Below are 17,267 nucleotides of genomic sequence, written 5' to 3' on the forward strand. Positions count from 1 at the left end.
CGGCCCGCGCCGTCGAACGCGAGTCCACTGTGGATGGTCCGAGCCGGTGCGCGGTCAGGACATGGGACCGAGCCCGAAGCCGCCGTCGGCGACGATCTCGGTGCCGGTAGCGAAGCGCGCCCGCTCGGAGGCGGCGAACAGGATGAAGTCGGCGATCTCGTCCGGGGAGGCCATGCGGGGGATGGCGAAGTCGTCGACCGGGACCAGTTCCCGGCCATCGGGGCCGTAGGCCGGTGGCGTGTCGATGATGCCGGGGTGCACGGCGTTGACGCGGATGCCGTCGGGGGCCAGTTCCTTGGCGGCCGTGCGGGTCAGGCCGCGCAGCGCCCACTTGCTGCTGCTGTAGGCGGCCAGGCCGGGCGCGGCGGTGAGCCCGGCGATGGAGTTGACGTCGACGATCGCGCCACCGCCCGCCTTGCGCATCGAGGGGCCGCGGCGCGGATGCCCACCATCGCGCCGGGGGCGCCGGTGACGAGGACGGTCTTGCCGGTGAAGTCGAACACGGCTCCGCTGCTCGGTTCAGCTGTCGGCGTCGGTGGAGTGGGCCAGCTCCCGCTGGGCCTCCAGGGCGCGCAGGCGGTTCCCCAGCGCGTCGGTGGCCAGCGCGTAGGCGTCGGAGCCCAGCGTCAGGCGCAGCGGTCCGCCCGCCTGGTCGGCGCGGGCGATGATGGCGGCGGCGATCTTGGCTGGGTCGCCGGGCGCGGGCAGCGGGGGCAGTTCCCCGGCGGCCATGCGGCGCAGCTGCCCCGAGGGGCCGTCGGCGTACTCGGGCAGCGGCGGGCCGAGCACCGAGCCGCCCGCGCCGAAGTTGGTGCGGGACACGCCGGGCTCGACGATGGTCACGTCGATGCCGAACGGCGCGAGCTCGGCGGCGGCGGACTCCCAGAAGCCCTCGATCCCCCACTTGGTGGCGTGGTAGAGGCTCATCGCGGGGAAGGCGATCTGGCCGCCGACGCTGGCGATCTGGACGAACCGCCCGCCGCCCTGGCGGCGCAGGTGCGGGGTGGCGGCGCGGGCGAGCTGGATGGAGGCGGTGAGGTTGGTCGCGATCTGGCGGTCGATCTGCTCGTCGGTGAGCTCCTCGGCCGCGCCGAACAGCCCGTAGCCCGCGTTGGAGACCACGACGTCGATCCGGCCGAGTTCGGCGAAGGCGCGGTCGACGACCTCGCGCAGCGCGGTGGTGTCGGTGATGTCCAGGGCGGCGCGCCAGAGCTGGTCGCCGTGGCGGGCGGCGAGGTCGTCGAGGGTGTGCGGGCGGCGCGCGGTGGCGGCGACGCGGTCGCCGCGGCGCAGCAGCTGCTCGGTGAGCTCGCGGCCGAAGCCGGAGGACGTGCCGGTGATGAACCAGGTGCGGGTCATGTGCGCTCCCCTGTAGGTAACTAACTAGATACATTCGTACACGAACGCGCCGCCTCTGTAAACATCTGGATGGTTATGTACGGTGACCCCATGCCACCTGACGCCACCGAGACCAAGCGGCGACTGCTCAGGGCGGCGGTCGAGGAGTTCGCCACCCACGGCCTGGCGGGCGCGCGCGTCGACCGCATCGCCGAGACCGCCGCGGCCAACAAGCGGTCGATCTACATGCACTTCGGGACCAAGGAAGAGCTGTTCGACAGGGTCGTGGCGGAGAGCATGACCGAGCTGGCGGAGGCGGTCGCGATCGACGCGGGCGACCTGCCCGCCTACGCGGGCGCGCTGTACGACCGGCTGCGGCAGCGGCCGCACATCACCCGGCTGTACCTGTGGGCGGGGCTGGAGCGGCAGCGGCCGGTCGAGGCCGAGGCGGCGGAGTACCGGCGCAACATCGCCGCCGTCGAGGCCGCCCAGCGGGCGGGCCGGGTCCGCGCCGACATCCCGGCGGTGGAGCTGATGGCCATGGTGATCGCGCTGGTGATCAGCTGGGACACCGCCTCCTGGTCGCTGAAGGCGCTGCCGGGGGCGGCCGGTCGGGAGCCTGCCCCCGAGCACCGGGCCGCGGTGCTCGCCGCCGTGGCCGCGCTCGTCCGACCGCTCTGAGCGCGCCGCCCGCCGGGGCGGCTAGCGCGGGGCGCAGCCCACGCCGTCGCGGTTGGTGTCGAGGTGGTGCCGGTCGCGGCCGGGCACCTCGACGCGCGTGATGCCCTGCTCCCGCAACCACAGGCAGGTCCACCACACGTGCCGGGGGAACTCCCACGGGACGCACCCGGTGTTGGTGACGTAAGCGTGGTCGCACCCGTCCGACCCTTCCGGCGGCGCCTGCTGGACCTCGGAGGACGGCGGGGCGGTGGTCGTGGTGGGCGGCGGCGCCGTCGTGGTGGTGGTCACGGCGACCGGGTGCGGCGGCGTGGTGACCGCGGGCGGCTGGGCGGGCAGCGGCGCGGGGAATGACGGGGGGAGCGGTGGTGGCGCCACCTCGGTGGAGCGGACGGCCTGGACGCTGGTGGCCAACGTGGCGCTCAGCACGTCCGGCCCGGTCGGACCGGTGTCCACCCGCCGCACGTCCACCGGCCGCGGTTGGCCGCCGTTGACCAGCACGACCAGCAGTGCGCTCGCCGCCAGTGCCGCTACCGAGCCCACCACCAGGGCATGTCTGCCACTGCTCATCTCGCGCACCTGCTCCGCCGCATCCCCAAGTGTCACCTGGAATCGTTCGACGAACCGGGGGCGTTACCGCGCGACCCGGTCAGCCGCTGCGGTCGGGGCCCGCCCGGTGCGGTTCCACGCGCAGCAGGACGCGCCGCTCGGCGACCATCGACGCCCGGTAGTCGGCCCAGTCCCGGTGCTCGCCGGAAATGGCGCGGTAGTAGGAGATCAGCCCGTCCATCGCCGCCGGGAGCGACACCACCTCCGCGATCCCGTCGACCTGTATCCACCGGCCGAAGAACTGGTCGGGCAGCACGCACAGCCAGACGCGCGGGTCGTTGCGCACCTGCCGCACCTTGTAAGCGGTTTCCCGAGTGCTGATCACGATCCTGCCCCCGTCGTCGAGGGCGGCGAGCACCGGTGACATCTGGGGCGTGCCGTCCGACCGCATGGTGGCCAGCACCGCCCGGTGCTGCTTCCTGATGACGTCGCGCGCGTGATCCAGGTCCATCGGCCCATCATCCCGGCGGGGCCGGTGAACGGCTCGGTGCGCGATCGTGACCACGCGGTTACGTGGGCGCCCACCTCCGCCGCGCCGGGCCGGAATTGCGACGCATCCCACGCTTGACCGTGCAAGTAGGTCCTTTTTCGCTGCTTAGCATGTTGGCGCTCGGTGCGCAGATCCGCACCACGACACCCACCATCGAGAGGTGCGCAGCTGATGCTGTTCCGACGACTGCTGCCCGCGACCGCCGCGGTCGCCGCCCTGGTGCTCACCACCGCCTGCGGCGGGGCGGACGAGAACACCCTGGAGGGCCGGGCCCAGGACGGGAAGCTGACCATCGGCATCCGGTTCGACCAGCCCGGCATGGCGCAGCGCAGGCTCGACGGCAAGTACGTCGGGTTCGACGTCGACGTGGCCAAGTACGTCGCGGGCGAGCTCGGCGTGCCCGAGAACGGCATCACCTGGGTGGAGGCCCGCTCCGCCGACCGGGAGAGGCTGATCACCACCGGCGCGGTCGACTTCGTCGTGGCCACCTACTCCATCACCGACAAGCGCAAGGAGCAGATCGCCTTCGCCGGTCCGTACTTCGAGACCGGGCAGGGCCTGCTGGTCCGCTTCACCGAGGAGGCGATCAAGGGCCCGGAGACGCTCAACGGCAAGCGGCTGTGCTCGGTCACCGCGTCGACCTCGGCGCAGAAGGTCAAGGACCAGTTCGCGCGGGACGTGACGCTGGTGGAGTACGGCCAGTACTCCGACTGCGTGGTGGCGCTGCTGGCGGGCAACGTCGACGCGGTCACCACCGACCAGGCGATCCTGGCCGGGTACGTCGCGGAGAACCCCGAGCTGCTCAAGCTGGTGGGGCAGAAGTTCACCACCGAGCGCTACGGCATCGGCCTGGCCAAGGACGACCAGGCCGGGCGGGCCAAGATCAACCAGGCCATCGAGAAGATGGTCGACAGCGGCGCGTGGCGCGGCGCGCTGGAGCGCAACCTCGGCGAGGCCGAGGTCGAGCTGCCGGAGCCGCCCGAGATCACGGAGAAGTAAGCCGACCGCCCGTCAGCGGTAGTGCTCGCTGTGATCAACCGATACGCTCGGCCACGCAGGCCGTGGTTTCTGTGTTCGTGTCTCACGCTCGCGGAACGACACGCGGGCGTGCTGTCTCCCGCCCCACCGGTGGGGGAAACGCCCCGGGACGGCCGGGGCTGCACGGTGCAGCCCCAAGCTTTCCTGCGATGGAGGCAGGCAGATGGCAGAGGGCACTGTGAAGTGGTTCAACTCCGAGAAGGGCTTCGGCTTCATCGCCCAGGCCAACGGGGGGCCTGACGTCTTCGTGCACTACTCGGAGATCCAGGGTTCCGGCTTCCGCACCCTGGAGGAGAACCAGAAGGTCGAGTTCGAGATCGGGCAGGGCACCAAGGGGCCGCAGGCCCAGAACGTGCGCGCGGTCTGATCCAAGGCGTGGCGCAGGCCCCCGACCGCTCACCGCGGTCGGGGGCCTGCTCGCGTGCGGGGGACTAGTAGCCGCGCTGGCGGGCTTCCCACTCCAGCCGCTGCATGACCCACTCGGTGGCCAGCGCCTGGGGGGAGGTCTGCCGCTCCGCGGCCAGCTCCTTGAGCTGCTCGTTGGCCATGAGCTGCAGGCGGAGCTGGTAGACCTGCGCGTTGCCGAAGCTGCTGCCCGAACCCGTCGTCTCCGGGTCGGCCGTCTCGGGGGCCAGCGCCGCCAGGTAGGACTGCAGCTCCTCGTCGGGAACCAGTTCTTCCTGTTCGCGAGCGGGGGGCCGGTGACGGCCGGACTTCGAGCGTCCAAGGGGACCTAGAGGCACCGCGCCACGATAACGGTTGGATTGCGGAAGACCGCAAAGTGTGGCGCTGGTCACAGGTGTGTGCATGGAGAGGCCCCCGCGCCAGGGGGAGGAACGCGGGGGCCTGGAGGGGATCTCCACAGGCGCTGACCGGGGGTGTGTCAGCAAATCGGATTCTTGCACGCGCGGCAGGGCGGCGGGAGTGGGTTGAGGGGAAATCTTGGACCCGCGGTGGCGCGGGGGCGCGCCACCGCAGGTCGCGGGTCGTCCGGGCGGCGTCGGACCGGGCCTCGGCGTGCCCCGTGAGCACGGCTTTCGGCATTTCGCGGGGTCGCGGCGGCAAATCCGCCACGGTGCGCGCCCGTGTCGGGAAAACATTTCCCCGACGCGGGCGCGAGGTCAGCCCGCCAGTTCGTAACCCGCCTCGGTGACCGCCGCCTTGACCTCGTCCAGGCCCAGCTCGCGGGTGCTGGTCACGGTGACCGCCCCGGTCTCCAGCCGCACGTCCACGCCGGTGACGCCCTCCAGGGCGGTCAGCTCCTCGGTGACCGAGCTGACGCAGTGGCCGCAGGTCATGCCGGTGACGGTGTAGGTGGTGACTGCCATGTGCCCTCGTTTCCTCGTGACTGGTCAGTCCGAGGATACCCGTGGGGGGTAAGGGTTACGCGGGCGGCTCATCGGGCAGGTCCTCCAGTTGGCTGATCTCGCCCTCCAGCCGGTCGACGAGCTGCTCCAGGCCCGCGAGCATCCCGTCGAGTTCGCCCATCTTCTCGTTCATCAGCGCGTCGAGGTCGGCCTCGAAGGCGGCCATCGACGGGGCCGGGGGCGGTTCCGCGCCCGCGGCGGGCGGGGTCTGCCCAAGGGGCTGCTCAGGCGTCTGCCCAGGGGTGGGGTCGGGTTGGGGCTGCGTCATGGGTGCGCGTCCTTCCTGTTCGCCACAAGCACATCACGCCCCACTTGACACCGGGGTACCTGCACGGAAAGTGACACTCCGTCGGCTTCGAATCACTCTCCGGGGGGCTGCGGTACTTCGCAGGGCTCACTTAATCTCGCGCCAACCTCAAGTCGGGGAGGCGTCATGAGCGGGTCCCTAGAAGTTCGCCAGTTCCTGTGGAACCAGGACGACATCGTGTCCAGGCCGGGCAGCGGAGGCGTGCCCGCGCAACGAACCGGGGAGCCCTCGCGCATCTCCGACGAGCAGGTCCACCGGGCTCGGCTGTCCGTGGCGCGCGGCGCCACCAGCGCCGAGGACTGCCGGCTGCTGCTCGACATGCTCGGCCTGGTGCCGGGCGAGGACGGCGGGGTCCCGCCCGTCCAGCGGTAGGCGCGCCAGTGGCGGCCCACCCCGGACGCGCCCCCGAGGTGCGTCCGGGGTGGGCCGCTCGCCACCAGCCCGGTGGGGGCGACGGCCGTCCGGGGGTGGAGAAATTGCAGGTCAGAAAGTTTTGACCCCCCCGTTTTGGAGTATCGGGGGGACGTGTCATATGCTTACGATGCTTCCACCGGACAGCGGTTGGAGGGCCTGGGAAGAAGGTGGCCCACACGGGCTGCTGGAGGAACGAGGTCCCCATCGTCTAGCGGCCTAGGACCCCGCCCTTTCAAGGCGGTAGCGCGGGTTCGAATCCCGTTGGGGGCACGTAGTACTGTAAGAGAGCAAGGCCCAGTGGCGCAGTTGGTTAGCGCGTCGCCCTGTCACGGCGAAGGTCGCGGGTTCAAGTCCCGTCTGGGTCGCAAGGCTGTTCGGCTGAGGCCGGGCCGCTACCTGGCCAGGTAGCTCAGTTGGTACGAGCGACCGCCTGAAAAGCGGTAGGTCGGCGGTTCGACCCCGCCCCTGGCCACCAGCACGTGGAAAGCCCCACTCGCCTCCGGCGGTGGGGCTTTCGCCATTTCCGGGTTCGCCACCAATCCAGGTCCCCACCTTTCCACGTGATGTGCGCCACTTCCCGCCAATCGCCGCGCCCGAATTCCTTGATCCGCCCGGCAGGCCACTCGCCGGAGGGGTGAAGCAGCCCGATGGGTGGAATCGTGTCAACCTGGGTTGACACGAGGGCTGTTGTCAACCAAAGTTGACGTCATGGCGGAGGCAACGGAACTGGCGGTCGCGGCGGGCGACCAGGACCCCCGCGTCGGGCTCCGGGCGGTCAGCGCGCTGCGCAGGCTGCTCGAACAGCTCGAAGCGGTGCAGGTCCGCAACGCCCGCGCGCGTGGGTGGTCGTGGCAGGAGATCGCCGCCGAACTGGGTGTGAGCAGGCAGGCGGTGCACAAGAAGCACGGGGGAAGCCGATGATCGCGGAGCGGTTCACCAGGCAGGCGCGGCAGGCGGTGCGGGAGGCGGTCCGCGAGGCGGAACGCCGGGACGCGGACCGGATCGAGCCGGAGGACCTGCTGCTGGCGGTGCTGGACACACCGGTGCTGGCGGAGTTCGGGCTGGCGCGCGCGGAGGTCGAGGCGGCCTTCGAGCGGGCCCGGCGCAAGGGCGGGCTCAGCGACGCCGACACCGAGGCGCTGCGCGGCCTGGGCATCGACGTGGACCAGGTCGTCGACTCGGTCGAGGCGGCGCTGGGGGAGGGCGCGCTGGCGCGACGCCCCCGGCGCGGGCGGGCGCTGTTCGGCCTGCCCTTCGACGCGGCGGCCAAGCAGGCGCTGGCCCGCTGCCTGGTGGAGGCCAAGGACCTCGGCCACCGCACCCTCGACCGGGAGCACCTGGTGCTGGCGCTGCTGTCCGGGCGGGGACTGGTGGCCGAGGTGCTGGCCGGGCTCGGCGTGGACTACACCGAGGTCAGGCGGCGGGTCGTGGCCGCACCCAGGTGACCGGGGGCAGGAACGCCTGGGTGAGCGGCCCGATGGCCAGCGCGTAGAGGACCGTGCCGACGCCGACGGTGCCGCCCAGCAGCCAGCCCGCGGCCAGCACGATCACCTCCACCGCGGTGCGCACCAGGCGCAGCGAGGTCCCGGTCCGCGCGCAGAAGCCGGTCGTCAGGCCGTCGCGCGGGCCGGGGCCGAGCCGGGCGCCGATGTAGACGGCGGCGGCCAGGCCGTTGAGCACGACGCCCCCGGCCAGCAACAGCACGCGCACCGCCAACCCGGTGGGCGCGGGCAGCAGGGCCAGCGTCACGTCCACCGCGACGCCGATGACCAGCACGTTGCTCACCGTGCCCACCCCTGGGCGCTGGCGCAGCGGCAGCCAGCACAGCAGCACCAGCACGCCGACCAGCGCGGTCACCGTGCCGAAGCTCAGCCCGGTGCGCTCGGCCAGTCCCTCGTGCAGCACGTCCCACGGGTTCAGGCCCAGCGCGGCGCGGATCTGCAGCGCCATGCTCGCGCCGTAGAGCCACAGGCCCACCAGAAGTTGGATGATCCGACGTGTAGGTGCGATGGTGACCGGGGCCGGCGTGAGAGCGGCAAGCACTTGGCCATCTTGAGCGACCTTTGGCTTCCTTATCCATGACCAATACTCAATAATTGGCCTTGTGGAGCTAGGTTTCCCAGCAAGTGGACGTATTTCCGGGTTCCGGCTCGCCCGGCTGCTCGGCGAGTGGCGGCGGCGCGGCGCCCGCCAGGGCTCGGCCGACCTCGCCGCGGCCATCCGGATGCTGATCCTGGACGGCAGGCTCCCGGCGGGCACCCGGCTGCCCGCCGAGCGGGAGATGGCCGACGCGCTGCCGGTCAGCCGGACGATGATCACCGCCGCGCTGGACCAGTTGCGCGCCGAGGGCCTGGTGGCCAGCAGGCGCGGCGCGGGCACCTGGGTCAGCCTGCCCACCGGCCACCTCGGGATCGCGCCGGACACCCCGCTGGTCGGGCACAGCATGGTCGACTTCGCCCGCGCCGCCCCGCCCGCGATCCCCAGCACGCTCGCCGCGTTCGACGCGGTGCGGCTGCGGATGCCCGAGCGGCTGGCCGACCACGGCTACTACGAGCACGGCCTGCCCGACCTGCGGCAGCGCATCGCCGCCCGGTACGAGGCGCGCGGCCTGCCCACCTCGCCGGAGCAGATCCTGGTCACCAGCGGCGCGCAGCACGCGCTGGCGCTGGTGCTGCGGCTGCTGACCGGGCCGGGCGACCGGGTGCTGGTGGAGCAGCCCAGCTACCCCAACGCGCTGGACGCGATCAAGGCCGTGTCGGCGATCCCGGTGCCGGTGGCGATGACCGAGACCGGCTGGGACCTGCCCGGCATCGCCGCCGCGCTGCGCCAGGCCGCGCCGAGGATGGCGTACCTGGTGGTCGACTTCCACAACCCCACCGCGCACCGCATGGGCGCGGCCGAACGCGCCGAGCTGGTGGAACTGGCTCGGCGCGCCCGCACCCCGCTGGTGGTCGACGAGACCGTGGTGGAGCTGGACCTCGACGGCGACCCGCTGGACGGCCCGCCGCCGGTCGCCTCGTTCGGCGAGGACCTGGTGATCACCCTGGGCTCGGCGAGCAAGTCGCACTGGGGCGGCCTGCGGATCGGCTGGATCCGCGCCACGCCGGAGGTGGTGCACCGGCTGGTGGCGGGCCGCACCGCGCTGGACCTGGGCTCCGCGGTGCTCGACCAGATGGTGCTGGCCGAGCTGCTGGCCGACCCGGAGCCCGCGCTGGCCGCGCGCCGCGCGCAGCTGGCCGACCAGCGCGACGTGCTGATGGCGGGCCTGCGGGAGCACTGCCCCCGGTGGCGCTTCCGCAGGCCGTCGGGCGGGCTGAGCGTGTGGTGCGAGCTGGACGCGCCGGTGAGCACGCGGGTCGCGGTGGTGGCGCAGAACCACGGCATCCGGCTGGTGCCCGGCTCGCGGTTCGGCGCGCACGGGGGCTTCGAGCGCTGGCTGCGGCTGCCGTACGTGCTGCCCGCCGAAGTGCTGCGGGACGCGGTGCGCAGGCTCGGGCTGGTCGCCGCGACCGTGTCCGGCACGGGCGTGGAGGGCGACGCGGAGGTGGACGTCCCGGTCGCGTGACCCCTGGTCGTGTGGCCCCTGGTCGTGTGGTCGCTGCCGCCGGACCCCGGCGCAGCCCCTCGATGGGCCGGGGTCCGGCGGCGCGCGGACCGGAGACCTGCGGCGGAACGCTCCAGGGAGGGCGTTCCGCCGCAGGCTTCGGCGTGGTCCCAGCGCCACGGGGGCAGCGTGGCGACGGGACCTGCCCCGTTCCTGCCGGGGCGCGGTCGGCAGGACGGGAGTGCGAGGTCGTGCCGGTACTGCGGGTGGGTGCTACCGCGAGACGACTGCCGCGGTGTGCCCGGAGGTGTGCCGGAGGTGCGCGCAGGGGTGTCCTCGGGGCACACGGGTGCCGCGGCACCCGGTCGGGTCGCTCAGTCGGGTGAGGTGCTCGGCAGGCCGGGAACGCTGCCGGGAGACCGCCAGTCGTCGCGCCGCTCGACCGACCACGCGGTGGCGGGCTGGAGGGCGGACTGGGCGGTCAGCAGGGCGACGGCGCCGCCGCCGCGGTGGCCGTTCGAGCTGTCGTGCGTGCTCGACGAGGCGATGGGCGCGCTGGGCGCGGCCGGGGCGTGCTGCGAGGCCGGAGAAGGAGCGCCGGGCTCCGGGTTCTCCCAAGTCAGATCAGGTGTCGCAGGTGTCTCCGGCGCGGCCGGGACGGCCGGGGCCACGGAGGCCGCCGGGGCGGGTTCGGCGGATGCGGTGCGCACCGGGACGGCGGGCGGGGCGTGCGCGGGCGGAGGCGGCGGAACGGGGGCGGTCGCCTCGGGCACCGGCGGCGCCAGCGCCAGCGCGGCCTCCGCCCGCGCGGCCACCTTGGCCTGGTACACCTCCGGGGGCACGGTGTTGGACACCGCGCCGGTGCGGCCGGACACCTGGAGGTTCCCCGAGTGGAGGCCGACCGAGTGGAAGCCCGCCGCGACGGGTTCCCACTCCGGCTCGACGGGGTCGGCGGGGTCGGCGGGCCGCTCGACCGGCACCACCTGCTCGGTGGGCACGACCTCCAGCACCGCCAGCCGCGGCGGACCGGACAGCCGCTGGTCGAGCAGCGCGGCGATCAGCTCGTCCTGGTGCGCCGCCTGCTCCTGGTGCGCCGCCTGCCGCACGGCGTCCAGCGCCGCCCGCACCTCGTCCGCCGGGTCGTCCGAGACCGCTGCCGCGACCCCCGGCCCGAGCAGCCACGCGGCGCCCGCGAGCCCGCCCACGGCCGCGGCCCGCAGCAGCAGCGACCCGGTGCGGCGCACGGCGTTGCTGATGGCCACGGGATCACCACCGTTCGGGACTGCGGCGAACGGGCGGACCGTTCGGAGGGGCGACGTGGTGCTATGTCTAGCACTGGTCACCGCTTTTGCGAACGCCGCGAGCCCTAACCCACTCGGAAGGGCGGTCTGTTGCGGCTGTCCGGGGCGCGGGCGGGGAACTCGAACACCGTCCGTCGTGGTCACCGCATCAGGTGACTACCTGGGACGTCCGCTGTGGACGGAGCGCGAACCCGGCACCCTGTCCGCTGTGGACATTGGACTAGCGCAGGGTGCGGGCCTGGAACCGGTCGTCGAGCTGGTGGACCGCTGGCGCCGGGAACGGCCCGACCTGCTGGTGCACGACCCCGGCGGACCGACGGAGTGCTTGGTCCGTTCAGGTGAGGTACTGATACCTCCGGATGGACTCCCGGAGGCGGTCGACCGGCTGCGCCGGTGGGTGGACCGGCTGGCCGAACCCGCGGCCTCCGGGTTCACCCGCGTCCGGCTCCGCCCCGCCGAGCGGGACCAGCCGGTGCGCATCGCGCGCGAGGTGGGCCTGGGCATCGCCCCGAACCACGTGCACGTGGGCAGCCCGATCATGATCGGCACGGCGCACCCGCTGCCCGCCTCGGCCGCCCCGCCCGCGCCGCCGTCGGACGAGACCTGGGCGGTCACCGCCGCGGTGCTGGACACCGGGCTGGACCCGCACCCGTGGTTCGCCCACCGGGCGTGGTTCGCCGAGGGCGGCCACCCGCCGGAGGTGCTGGACGCCGACGGCCGCCCCGGCCAGGACCGCCAGGCCGGGCACGGCACGTTCGTCACCGGCGTGCTGGTCCGGCACGCGCCGGGGGTGCGCGTGCGGCACCGCCGGGTGCTGTCCTCGCTCGGCCTGTCCGACGACGTCACCGTCGCGCGTGGATTGAGGTCGGTGCGCGGGGCCGACGTGGTGGTGCTGAGCTCGGGCTGCCGGACCGCCGACGACACCTGCCCGCCGGTGCTGCGGCACGCGGTGGCGCGGCTGGCCGGGTCGGTGGTGGTCGCCGCGGCGGGCAACGGCGCGAGCGAGCGGCCGACGTGGCCCGCGGCACTGCCCCAGGTGGTGGCGGTGGGCGCGGACGCGCCGTTCAGCAACCGGGGGGACTGGGTGGACGCGGTGGCGCCGGGGGTGGACGTGGTGAGCAGCTTCGTCCGGCTCGTCCCCGGCTCGGCGGCGCGCGAGTACGGGTTCGCGCGGTGGAGCGGCACGTCGTTCGCCGCGCCGAGGGTGGCCGCCGAGGTGGCCCGCCTCCGCCACGCCGGGGAACCCGCCGAGCGGGCCCGCGCGGCGGCGGTGCGGCGGTTCAGCCCGCGCCGAAGCAGCTGAACCCGAGATCGCCGTGCTCGGCCTGGGCGTCGGCGAGCGCCTGGGCCGGGCCGGTGCCCAGCGCGGCGTGCAGGGTGGCCATCAGCGCGGGCGCTCGGGCGTCGGGCACGTCGCGGACGCAGGCGATCACGGCCCGCGCGCCGCGCCGCAGCAGCAGCGGGGCCAGTCCGGAGTGGCACGCCGACAGCACCACCACCGCCGGAGCCCGCTCCAGGCGGTCCAGGTCGTGGCCGTGCAGCGGGCCGTCGGCCAGGCGCAGGTGGGAGAACAGCGGACTGCCCGCGCGGAACTCGCCGTGCGCGGCGATGTGCGCGACGTCGGCGCGGGCCAGCGCGTCCAGTGTGGACTCCACGGTGGAGCGCCGGGTGCCGCCGTGCCGCCGCCGCAGCGCGCGGACCTCGGCGACCGCGTGCCGCAGGCCCGGCCCCGCGACCCACAGGCGGCGGTCGAGCGCCAGCGGTGTGCGCGCCGCGCGCAGCCAGCACGCCGCAGAGGGGGCGACGGAGACGGCGCGGCCCCGGCACGAGGGCAGCGCCGCCCACGGCAGGCGCTCCAGCTCGGGGCTGGGCACGACGACCAGCGGGCGGTCGCCAGCCGGTGCGGTGAGGCCGTCCAGCTCGCGGATCGCGGTCGCGTTGCGGCCCAGGGCCAGTGACCGGACGTGGTGGTCGAACCGGCGCGCGTCGCCCGCGTCGCGCAGGCGGACCCGGCCCGCCACGACCGACACCGCGACCAGGCGGCCCCGGTGGCTGGTGAAGTGGAGCAGGGCCCGCTCGCCCAGCGCCGCCGGGTCGGGGAACGCGCGGTGCCGCCGGTCGGTGCCCGCCGCCAGCGACAGCCTGCGGATCTCCCGCTCCAGCCGGACGATCCCGTCGTGGTCGTCGCGGGCGCGGGCCAGGCGCAGCTCGGCGGAGGGGCGGGCGGTGGCGGGGACCGGTGCGGGCGGGTCGGCGCGGCGGTGCTCGGCCCAGCGGACCACCGCCATGGCGTCACCGGCCGCCAGCGCGTGGTCCAGGGCGATGGCGACCAGCTCGGGGCCGGGGTGCTGGTCCGGTGGCTGGAGGGCCAGCCCGGCGCGGCACGCGGCGACCGCCGCCCGGCGGTCGCCCGCCAGCCGGGCGCGGGCCAGCCAGCCGAGCGCCCGCGCGCGGGCGGTGCCCCGGTGCCTGCGCGCGGCGGCCTCGACCAGGGCCCCGGTGGCCAGCCGCAGCTCGGCGGCGTCCTCGTGGTGGCCGTGGGCGTCGCACGCCGCGGCGATCTCGACAGCGGTCTCGACGGCCTGGGCACCGGCCCGCAGCGCCACCGCCGTCGCGGCGGGCACCCAGGCCGCCCGCCCCTGCGCGCGGAACATCGTCGCCGCCCGCGCCGCCAGGTCGCGGGCCGCCGCCGGGTCGTCGTCGCGCAGCGCGCAGCGCCCGGCGAGCAGCAGCGCCTCGGGCAGCCGCGAACCCCGGTCGCACCGGTCCAGCAGCGCCACGGCGGGCCGCAGCACCTCGCGCGCCTCGGCCACCAGACCGGCCGCGAGCAGCGCCTGCGCCCGGTCCACCAGCGCTTCCGGCTTGCTCGCCACGCGCAGCCCCTCCCGCGCGGCCCGCTCGTAGTGCCGCAGCGCGGCCGGGTGGTCGCCCGCGAGCACCGCCGCGAAGCCCCGGTTGTGCAGCGCCATCGCCGCCCGCTCCGGCTCGCCGATGGACAGCAGCAGCGCCCGCGCGGCGGCGAAGTCGGCGTCCGCCTCGGCCGGGCGCACCGCGTAGCACCGCGCGATCCCGCGCCCGATCAGGGCGTTGGCCTGCCAGCGGTGGTCGCCCCGCAGCCGCCGCACCGCCGCGGTCAGCGCCTTGACCGCCAGCCGGGGGTCGGCCTGCTGGCACAGCAGCAGCCCGCGCAGGCAGCGCGCCCGAGCCAGGTGCCGCACCGTCGCCCCGGCCTCGGCCGCCACCGCGTCCAGGTGCCGCGCGCACGCCGCCGGGTCGCCCCGGTCCAGCGCGATCCAGGCCAGGGTGAGCCGGAAACCGGCCCTGTCCCCGTCCGCGTCCCGGCTCGCCGCGCGCAGCCCCTCCTCGGCCACCCGCTGGGCCCGCGCCAGCTGGCCGGACTCGACCAGCGCCAGGCAGTCGTCGTGGCTCACGCGACGAACCACCCGGTGCCCCGGTCCGCCCGCCCCGGCCCGCGCAGCACGAACGCCACCGGCCCGCACGGCACCCCCTCGAACTGGAACCACCCCCGCTCGGCGGCCGCCCACGCGCCCCCGCCCGGCCAGCGCACCACCGCGTCGGCCGCCTCCCGCGCCCGCCCGACGACGTGCACGGCCCGCCGCCCGCGCGGTTCCAGGCGCAGGTCGAGGTCGGCGAACCGCAGCGTCCGCGCGCCGCCGACGCCGCGCACGCCCTCGGGGTCCTCCAGCGCGGAGTCGGCGATCAGCGGCAGCGGCACGGCCGGGTCCAGCCGCTGCGCCAGCGCCGCCGCCGCGGCGTCGGCCAGCGGCGCGGGCACGGGGTCGACCCGGTTGAGCAGGTCGGCCAGGTCGGCCAGCAGGTCGCGGGTCATCCGACCAGCTCCGGCACCAGGCGGCGGCGCAGGGTGGCCAGGCAGCGGCTGCGCAGGGGGCCGAGGCTGCCGGTGGGCACGCCCAGCGCCGAGGACACCTCGGCGTAGGACAGCTCCGGGGCGTGCGCCACCAGGCGCAGCACCTGCCTGCACCGGTCGGTCAGCGAGGAGTACGCGGCCCACAGCGCCCGCGCGCGGTCGTTGTCCAGCGCCACGTCCTCCGGCGTGGGGTCCGGCGGCCCCCACAGGTCCACCGGCTCCTGCCTGCCGCGCAGGGCCAGCACCCGCACGGACTCGTGACGGGCCGTGATCACCAGCCAGGCGCTGAGCTTCTCCGGTTCGCGGATGCGGAACAGGTGCTGCGCCAGCGCCAGCCAGGTCGCCTGGCAGACGTCCGAGGCGTCCTCCGGGGCCAGCCGGTGCGCCCGCGCCACGCCCCACACCAGCCGCTCGTACCCGCGCACGATCCGCCGCCACGCGCCCGCGTCGCCCGCCCGCGCCATGGCCAGCAGCTCCGCGTTGAGTTGATCTCGCATGACGGCTGGGAGGGGCAGCGGGCCGGTCCGGCTCCCCAGGTCACACGATCGTGCGGCCGGGAGGACCGGTCAGGGGAGCGGAGGGCCCGCCTCACTCGGTGCGCAGGGCGCTCGGGCGGATCGCCGAGCGCAGCGCGGGCAGCGTGCACAGCGACACCGCCAGCACCACCACCGCGGCCGTCCCGACGGTCACCACCACCTCGCTCCAGTCCACCCGGAACCGCTCGGAGGGCACCAGCAGCCACGCGGTGCCCAGACCCAGCGGGGTGGCCAGGGCCAGGCCCAGCGCGGTCGGCACCGCCGCCTGCCACGCCGCGGCCGCCGCCAGCGTCCGCCTCGGCACGCCGTTGGCGGCCAGCACCGCGACCGGGCGGCGGCGCTCCCACACCTGGTCCACCGCCGCGGCGGCCAGCCCGACCACGGCCAGCAGGGTCAGCAGCACCGACGCGCCGATCACGCCGCTGCGCAGCGAGGTGAACAGCTCCACCTGCGCGCTCTGCCCCGTCGACAGCCGCACGGCCCGGTCGACGCGGCCGGTGGCGGCCAGCAGCCGATCGGCGAACGCCGCGTCCGGGTCGCCCTCGACCACCAGCTGGTAGGGGCGCAGCGCGCTCAGCACGGGGTCCGCGCCGCCCGCCACCAGGAGCCCCGCGGGCAGCCGGGAGTCGGAGGGGGTGTCGATGAGCACCTGGTAGTCGGGGATGGTCCAGTCCCGGCCCGCCAGGACCGTCCGGGTGCCCGGCCGCGGCGCGTCGCGCCCGTCGTGCACCCAGTAGGCCCGGCCCGGCGCGCAGTCCCGCACGCCCAGCATGTGCGCCAGCTCGGCGCAGTCGGTGCTGACCACCCCGTGCGGCTTCCCGCCCGTGGTGGCGCCCCAGCGCACCTCGCTGATCCGGCGCACCCCGCCCACCAGGGCGATGGCCTCCTCCAGCTCGCGCAACGGGGTCGGCTCGGACAGCGCCAGCGTCCAGCGGCCGGTGCCCTCGTCGGCGGTGCCCGCGCCGAAGCTGTCCGCGGTGAAGTCCGCCGCCGCGGACAGCAGCACCTGCAGGGTCAGCGAACCGGTCAGCACGACCACCACGCCCGCCAGCACGCGCGGGGTGTTCCGGTCGTGGCGCAGGCCGCGCAGCGCCAGCATCGGCGCGATGCCCTCCACCTGCCCGCGCGAGACCCGGCCGACCAGCCACGGCAGCACCGCGCCGGTGCCCACCAGCACCAGCCCGATGCCCGCGCCCAGCGCCAGCGTCACGACGGGATCGGTCATCACGCTCCAGAAGTCGCTGGTCAGCGAGATCGACACGAGCACCAGCGCGCCCGCGCCGACCAGCGCGAACCGCCACCAGCCCCGGCGCGCGGGCACCTCGGTGCGACGGCTCAGGCCCAGCGGGCCGATGTCCACCGCGCGCAGCCCCAGCAGCGCCGAGCCGACCGCCACCACCGGCACGCCCACCGCGATCAGCACGCCCAGCAGCGGGTCGGGCAGCAGGTCGGTGGGGAAGAAGCCGACCCCCTCCACCTCGATGAAGCGGGCCAGCGGCCGGGCCGCGAAGTACAGCGCCACGCCCACCAGCAGCCCGAGCAGCGCCCCGGCCAGCGTCTCCCCGCTGGCGATCCGGTGCACCTGCGCGCGGCTGCCGCCCGCCAGCCGGATCGCCGCCAGCCGCTGCTCCCGGCCGGTCGCGCCGAGCCGGGTCGCCACCATCACGAAGATCGCCAGCGGCACCAGCAGCGCCACGATCGCGGCCACCACGAGCAGCCCGTAGACCAGGGGCCACTGCTGCCGGTAGTACTCGCC

21 protein-coding genes and 3 tRNA genes are annotated in these 17,267 nt (G+C 75.0%); 11 read left to right on the forward strand and 13 right to left on the reverse strand.

The annotated features are described in order from the left end of the window. Nucleotides 1-54 precede the first annotated feature (54 nt). Together IEZ00_RS15420 and IEZ00_RS15425 are read right to left on the reverse strand one after the other, a co-directional pair. Complete coding sequence (locus IEZ00_RS15420; RefSeq protein ID WP_189223957.1) at nt 55-423, reverse strand: SDR family NAD(P)-dependent oxidoreductase; 369 nt, start codon at nt 421-423, stop codon at nt 55-57. A 96-nt stretch (nt 424-519) separates the two neighbouring features. Beyond that, on the reverse strand, nt 520-1,359 hold the full coding sequence (locus tag IEZ00_RS15425; RefSeq protein WP_189223958.1) for an SDR family oxidoreductase: 840 nt from the start codon (nt 1,357-1,359) through the stop codon (nt 520-522). Between the two features lie 90 nt (nt 1,360-1,449). Between IEZ00_RS15425 and IEZ00_RS15430 the strand changes: the two genes are divergently transcribed. Further along, complete coding sequence (locus IEZ00_RS15430) at nt 1,450-2,019, forward strand: TetR/AcrR family transcriptional regulator (protein WP_189223959.1); 570 nt, start codon at nt 1,450-1,452, stop codon at nt 2,017-2,019. Between the two features lie 21 nt (nt 2,020-2,040). Here IEZ00_RS15430 and IEZ00_RS15435 read toward each other — a convergent pair whose 3' ends face one another. Both IEZ00_RS15435 and IEZ00_RS15440 read right to left on the reverse strand, forming a co-directional pair. Further along, the gene (locus tag IEZ00_RS15435) at nt 2,041-2,586 is read right to left on the reverse strand and encodes a hypothetical protein (protein ID WP_189223960.1); all 546 of its coding nucleotides are present in this window, start codon (nt 2,584-2,586) and stop codon (nt 2,041-2,043) included. A gap of 79 nt (nt 2,587-2,665) precedes the next feature. Beyond that, nucleotides 2,666-3,076 carry a PPOX class F420-dependent oxidoreductase gene (locus tag IEZ00_RS15440; RefSeq protein ID WP_189223961.1) on the reverse strand — a complete coding sequence of 137 codons (411 nt, stop codon included), beginning with the start codon at nt 3,074-3,076 and terminating at the stop codon, nt 2,666-2,668. A 210-nt stretch (nt 3,077-3,286) separates the two neighbouring features. Between IEZ00_RS15440 and IEZ00_RS15445 the strand changes: the two genes are divergently transcribed. Next, nucleotides 3,287-4,114: a glutamate ABC transporter substrate-binding protein gene (locus IEZ00_RS15445; protein ID WP_189223962.1), complete on the forward strand. Its 828-nt coding sequence runs from the start codon at nt 3,287-3,289 to the stop codon at nt 4,112-4,114. A 202-nt stretch (nt 4,115-4,316) separates the two neighbouring features. Continuing rightward, complete coding sequence (locus IEZ00_RS15450) at nt 4,317-4,520, forward strand: cold-shock protein (protein ID WP_189223963.1); 204 nt, start codon at nt 4,317-4,319, stop codon at nt 4,518-4,520. Nucleotides 4,521-4,584: 64 nt separating this feature from the next. Here the strand turns inward: IEZ00_RS15450 and IEZ00_RS15455 are convergent, their stop codons facing one another. The 3 genes from IEZ00_RS15455 to IEZ00_RS15465 form a co-directional block, all read right to left on the reverse strand. Continuing rightward, on the reverse strand, nt 4,585-4,896 hold the full coding sequence (locus tag IEZ00_RS15455) for a hypothetical protein (RefSeq protein WP_189223964.1): 312 nt from the start codon (nt 4,894-4,896) through the stop codon (nt 4,585-4,587). Nucleotides 4,897-5,274: 378 nt separating this feature from the next. Next, nucleotides 5,275-5,481, reverse strand: a complete 207-nt coding sequence (locus tag IEZ00_RS15460) for a heavy-metal-associated domain-containing protein (RefSeq protein ID WP_189223965.1) — start codon at nt 5,479-5,481, stop codon at nt 5,275-5,277. A 55-nt stretch (nt 5,482-5,536) separates the two neighbouring features. After that, nucleotides 5,537-5,788, reverse strand: a complete 252-nt coding sequence (locus IEZ00_RS15465; RefSeq protein ID WP_189223966.1) for a hypothetical protein — start codon at nt 5,786-5,788, stop codon at nt 5,537-5,539. Between the two features lie 165 nt (nt 5,789-5,953). Between IEZ00_RS15465 and IEZ00_RS15470 the strand changes: the two genes are divergently transcribed. The 6 genes from IEZ00_RS15470 to IEZ00_RS15495 all read left to right on the forward strand — a co-directional run bounded on the left by IEZ00_RS15470 (nt 5,954) and on the right by IEZ00_RS15495 (nt 7,686). Then, nucleotides 5,954-6,199, forward strand: coding sequence for a hypothetical protein (locus IEZ00_RS15470; protein WP_189223967.1), 246 nt, complete (start codon nt 5,954-5,956; stop codon nt 6,197-6,199). Nucleotides 6,200-6,438: 239 nt separating this feature from the next. Further along, a tRNA-Glu gene (locus IEZ00_RS15475) sits at nt 6,439-6,511 on the forward strand. Between the two features lie 21 nt (nt 6,512-6,532). Further along, nucleotides 6,533-6,606, forward strand: a tRNA-Asp gene (locus IEZ00_RS15480). 33 nt (nt 6,607-6,639) lie between these two features. Further along, nucleotides 6,640-6,716: transfer RNA gene (locus tag IEZ00_RS15485), tRNA-Phe, on the forward strand. A 233-nt stretch (nt 6,717-6,949) separates the two neighbouring features. Continuing rightward, the gene (locus tag IEZ00_RS15490) at nt 6,950-7,162 is read left to right on the forward strand and encodes a helix-turn-helix domain-containing protein (protein ID WP_189223968.1); all 213 of its coding nucleotides are present in this window, start codon (nt 6,950-6,952) and stop codon (nt 7,160-7,162) included. Then, the gene (locus tag IEZ00_RS15495) at nt 7,159-7,686 is read left to right on the forward strand and encodes a Clp protease N-terminal domain-containing protein (RefSeq protein WP_189223969.1); all 528 of its coding nucleotides are present in this window, start codon (nt 7,159-7,161) and stop codon (nt 7,684-7,686) included. The genes IEZ00_RS15490 and IEZ00_RS15495 overlap by 4 nt, the downstream gene beginning before the upstream one ends. Here IEZ00_RS15495 and yczE read toward each other — a convergent pair. After that, entirely contained in the window at nt 7,655-8,284 is a 630-nt protein-coding gene (yczE, locus tag IEZ00_RS15500) for a membrane protein YczE (protein WP_189223970.1), read from the reverse strand. The genes IEZ00_RS15495 and yczE overlap by 32 nt on opposite strands. Before the next feature lie 61 nt (nt 8,285-8,345). Between yczE and yczR the strand changes: the two genes are divergently transcribed. Continuing rightward, entirely contained in the window at nt 8,346-9,806 is a 1,461-nt protein-coding gene (yczR, locus tag IEZ00_RS15505) for a MocR-like transcription factor YczR (RefSeq protein WP_189223971.1), read from the forward strand. Between the two features lie 353 nt (nt 9,807-10,159). Here the strand turns inward: yczR and IEZ00_RS15510 are convergent, their stop codons facing one another. Continuing rightward, complete coding sequence (locus IEZ00_RS15510) at nt 10,160-11,047, reverse strand: hypothetical protein (RefSeq protein ID WP_189223972.1); 888 nt, start codon at nt 11,045-11,047, stop codon at nt 10,160-10,162. A gap of 247 nt (nt 11,048-11,294) precedes the next feature. On the opposite strand from IEZ00_RS15510, the gene IEZ00_RS15515 reads away from it, so the two are divergent. Continuing rightward, the gene (locus tag IEZ00_RS15515) at nt 11,295-12,389 is read left to right on the forward strand and encodes a S8 family peptidase (RefSeq protein ID WP_229795750.1); all 1,095 of its coding nucleotides are present in this window, start codon (nt 11,295-11,297) and stop codon (nt 12,387-12,389) included. Here IEZ00_RS15515 and IEZ00_RS15520 read toward each other — a convergent pair. From IEZ00_RS15520 to IEZ00_RS15535, 4 genes are all read right to left on the reverse strand, one after another. Further along, nucleotides 12,367-14,517 (reverse strand): CHAT domain-containing protein, encoded by a 2,151-nt coding sequence (locus IEZ00_RS15520; RefSeq protein WP_189223973.1) that lies wholly within the window; start codon nt 14,515-14,517, stop codon nt 12,367-12,369. The two genes, IEZ00_RS15515 and IEZ00_RS15520, sit on opposite strands and share 23 nt — an antisense overlap. Then, a complete protein-coding gene (locus IEZ00_RS15525) occupies nt 14,514-14,936 on the reverse strand; it encodes a hypothetical protein (RefSeq protein WP_189223974.1) in 423 nt (140 codons plus the stop codon). The genes IEZ00_RS15520 and IEZ00_RS15525 overlap by 4 nt, the downstream gene beginning before the upstream one ends. Then, on the reverse strand, nt 14,933-15,472 hold the full coding sequence (locus IEZ00_RS15530) for an RNA polymerase sigma factor (protein WP_189223975.1): 540 nt from the start codon (nt 15,470-15,472) through the stop codon (nt 14,933-14,935). Before IEZ00_RS15530 ends, IEZ00_RS15525 begins: the two co-directional genes overlap by 4 nt. A 91-nt stretch (nt 15,473-15,563) precedes the next feature. Beyond that, nucleotides 15,564-17,267, reverse strand: a 1,704-nt coding sequence (locus IEZ00_RS15535) for an FtsX-like permease family protein (protein ID WP_189223976.1), incomplete at its 5' end; no start/stop codon positions are given.

This window comes from Saccharothrix coeruleofusca (assembly GCF_014648515.1).
Classification (GTDB): Bacteria; Actinomycetota; Actinomycetes; order Mycobacteriales; family Pseudonocardiaceae; genus Actinosynnema; species Actinosynnema coeruleofuscum.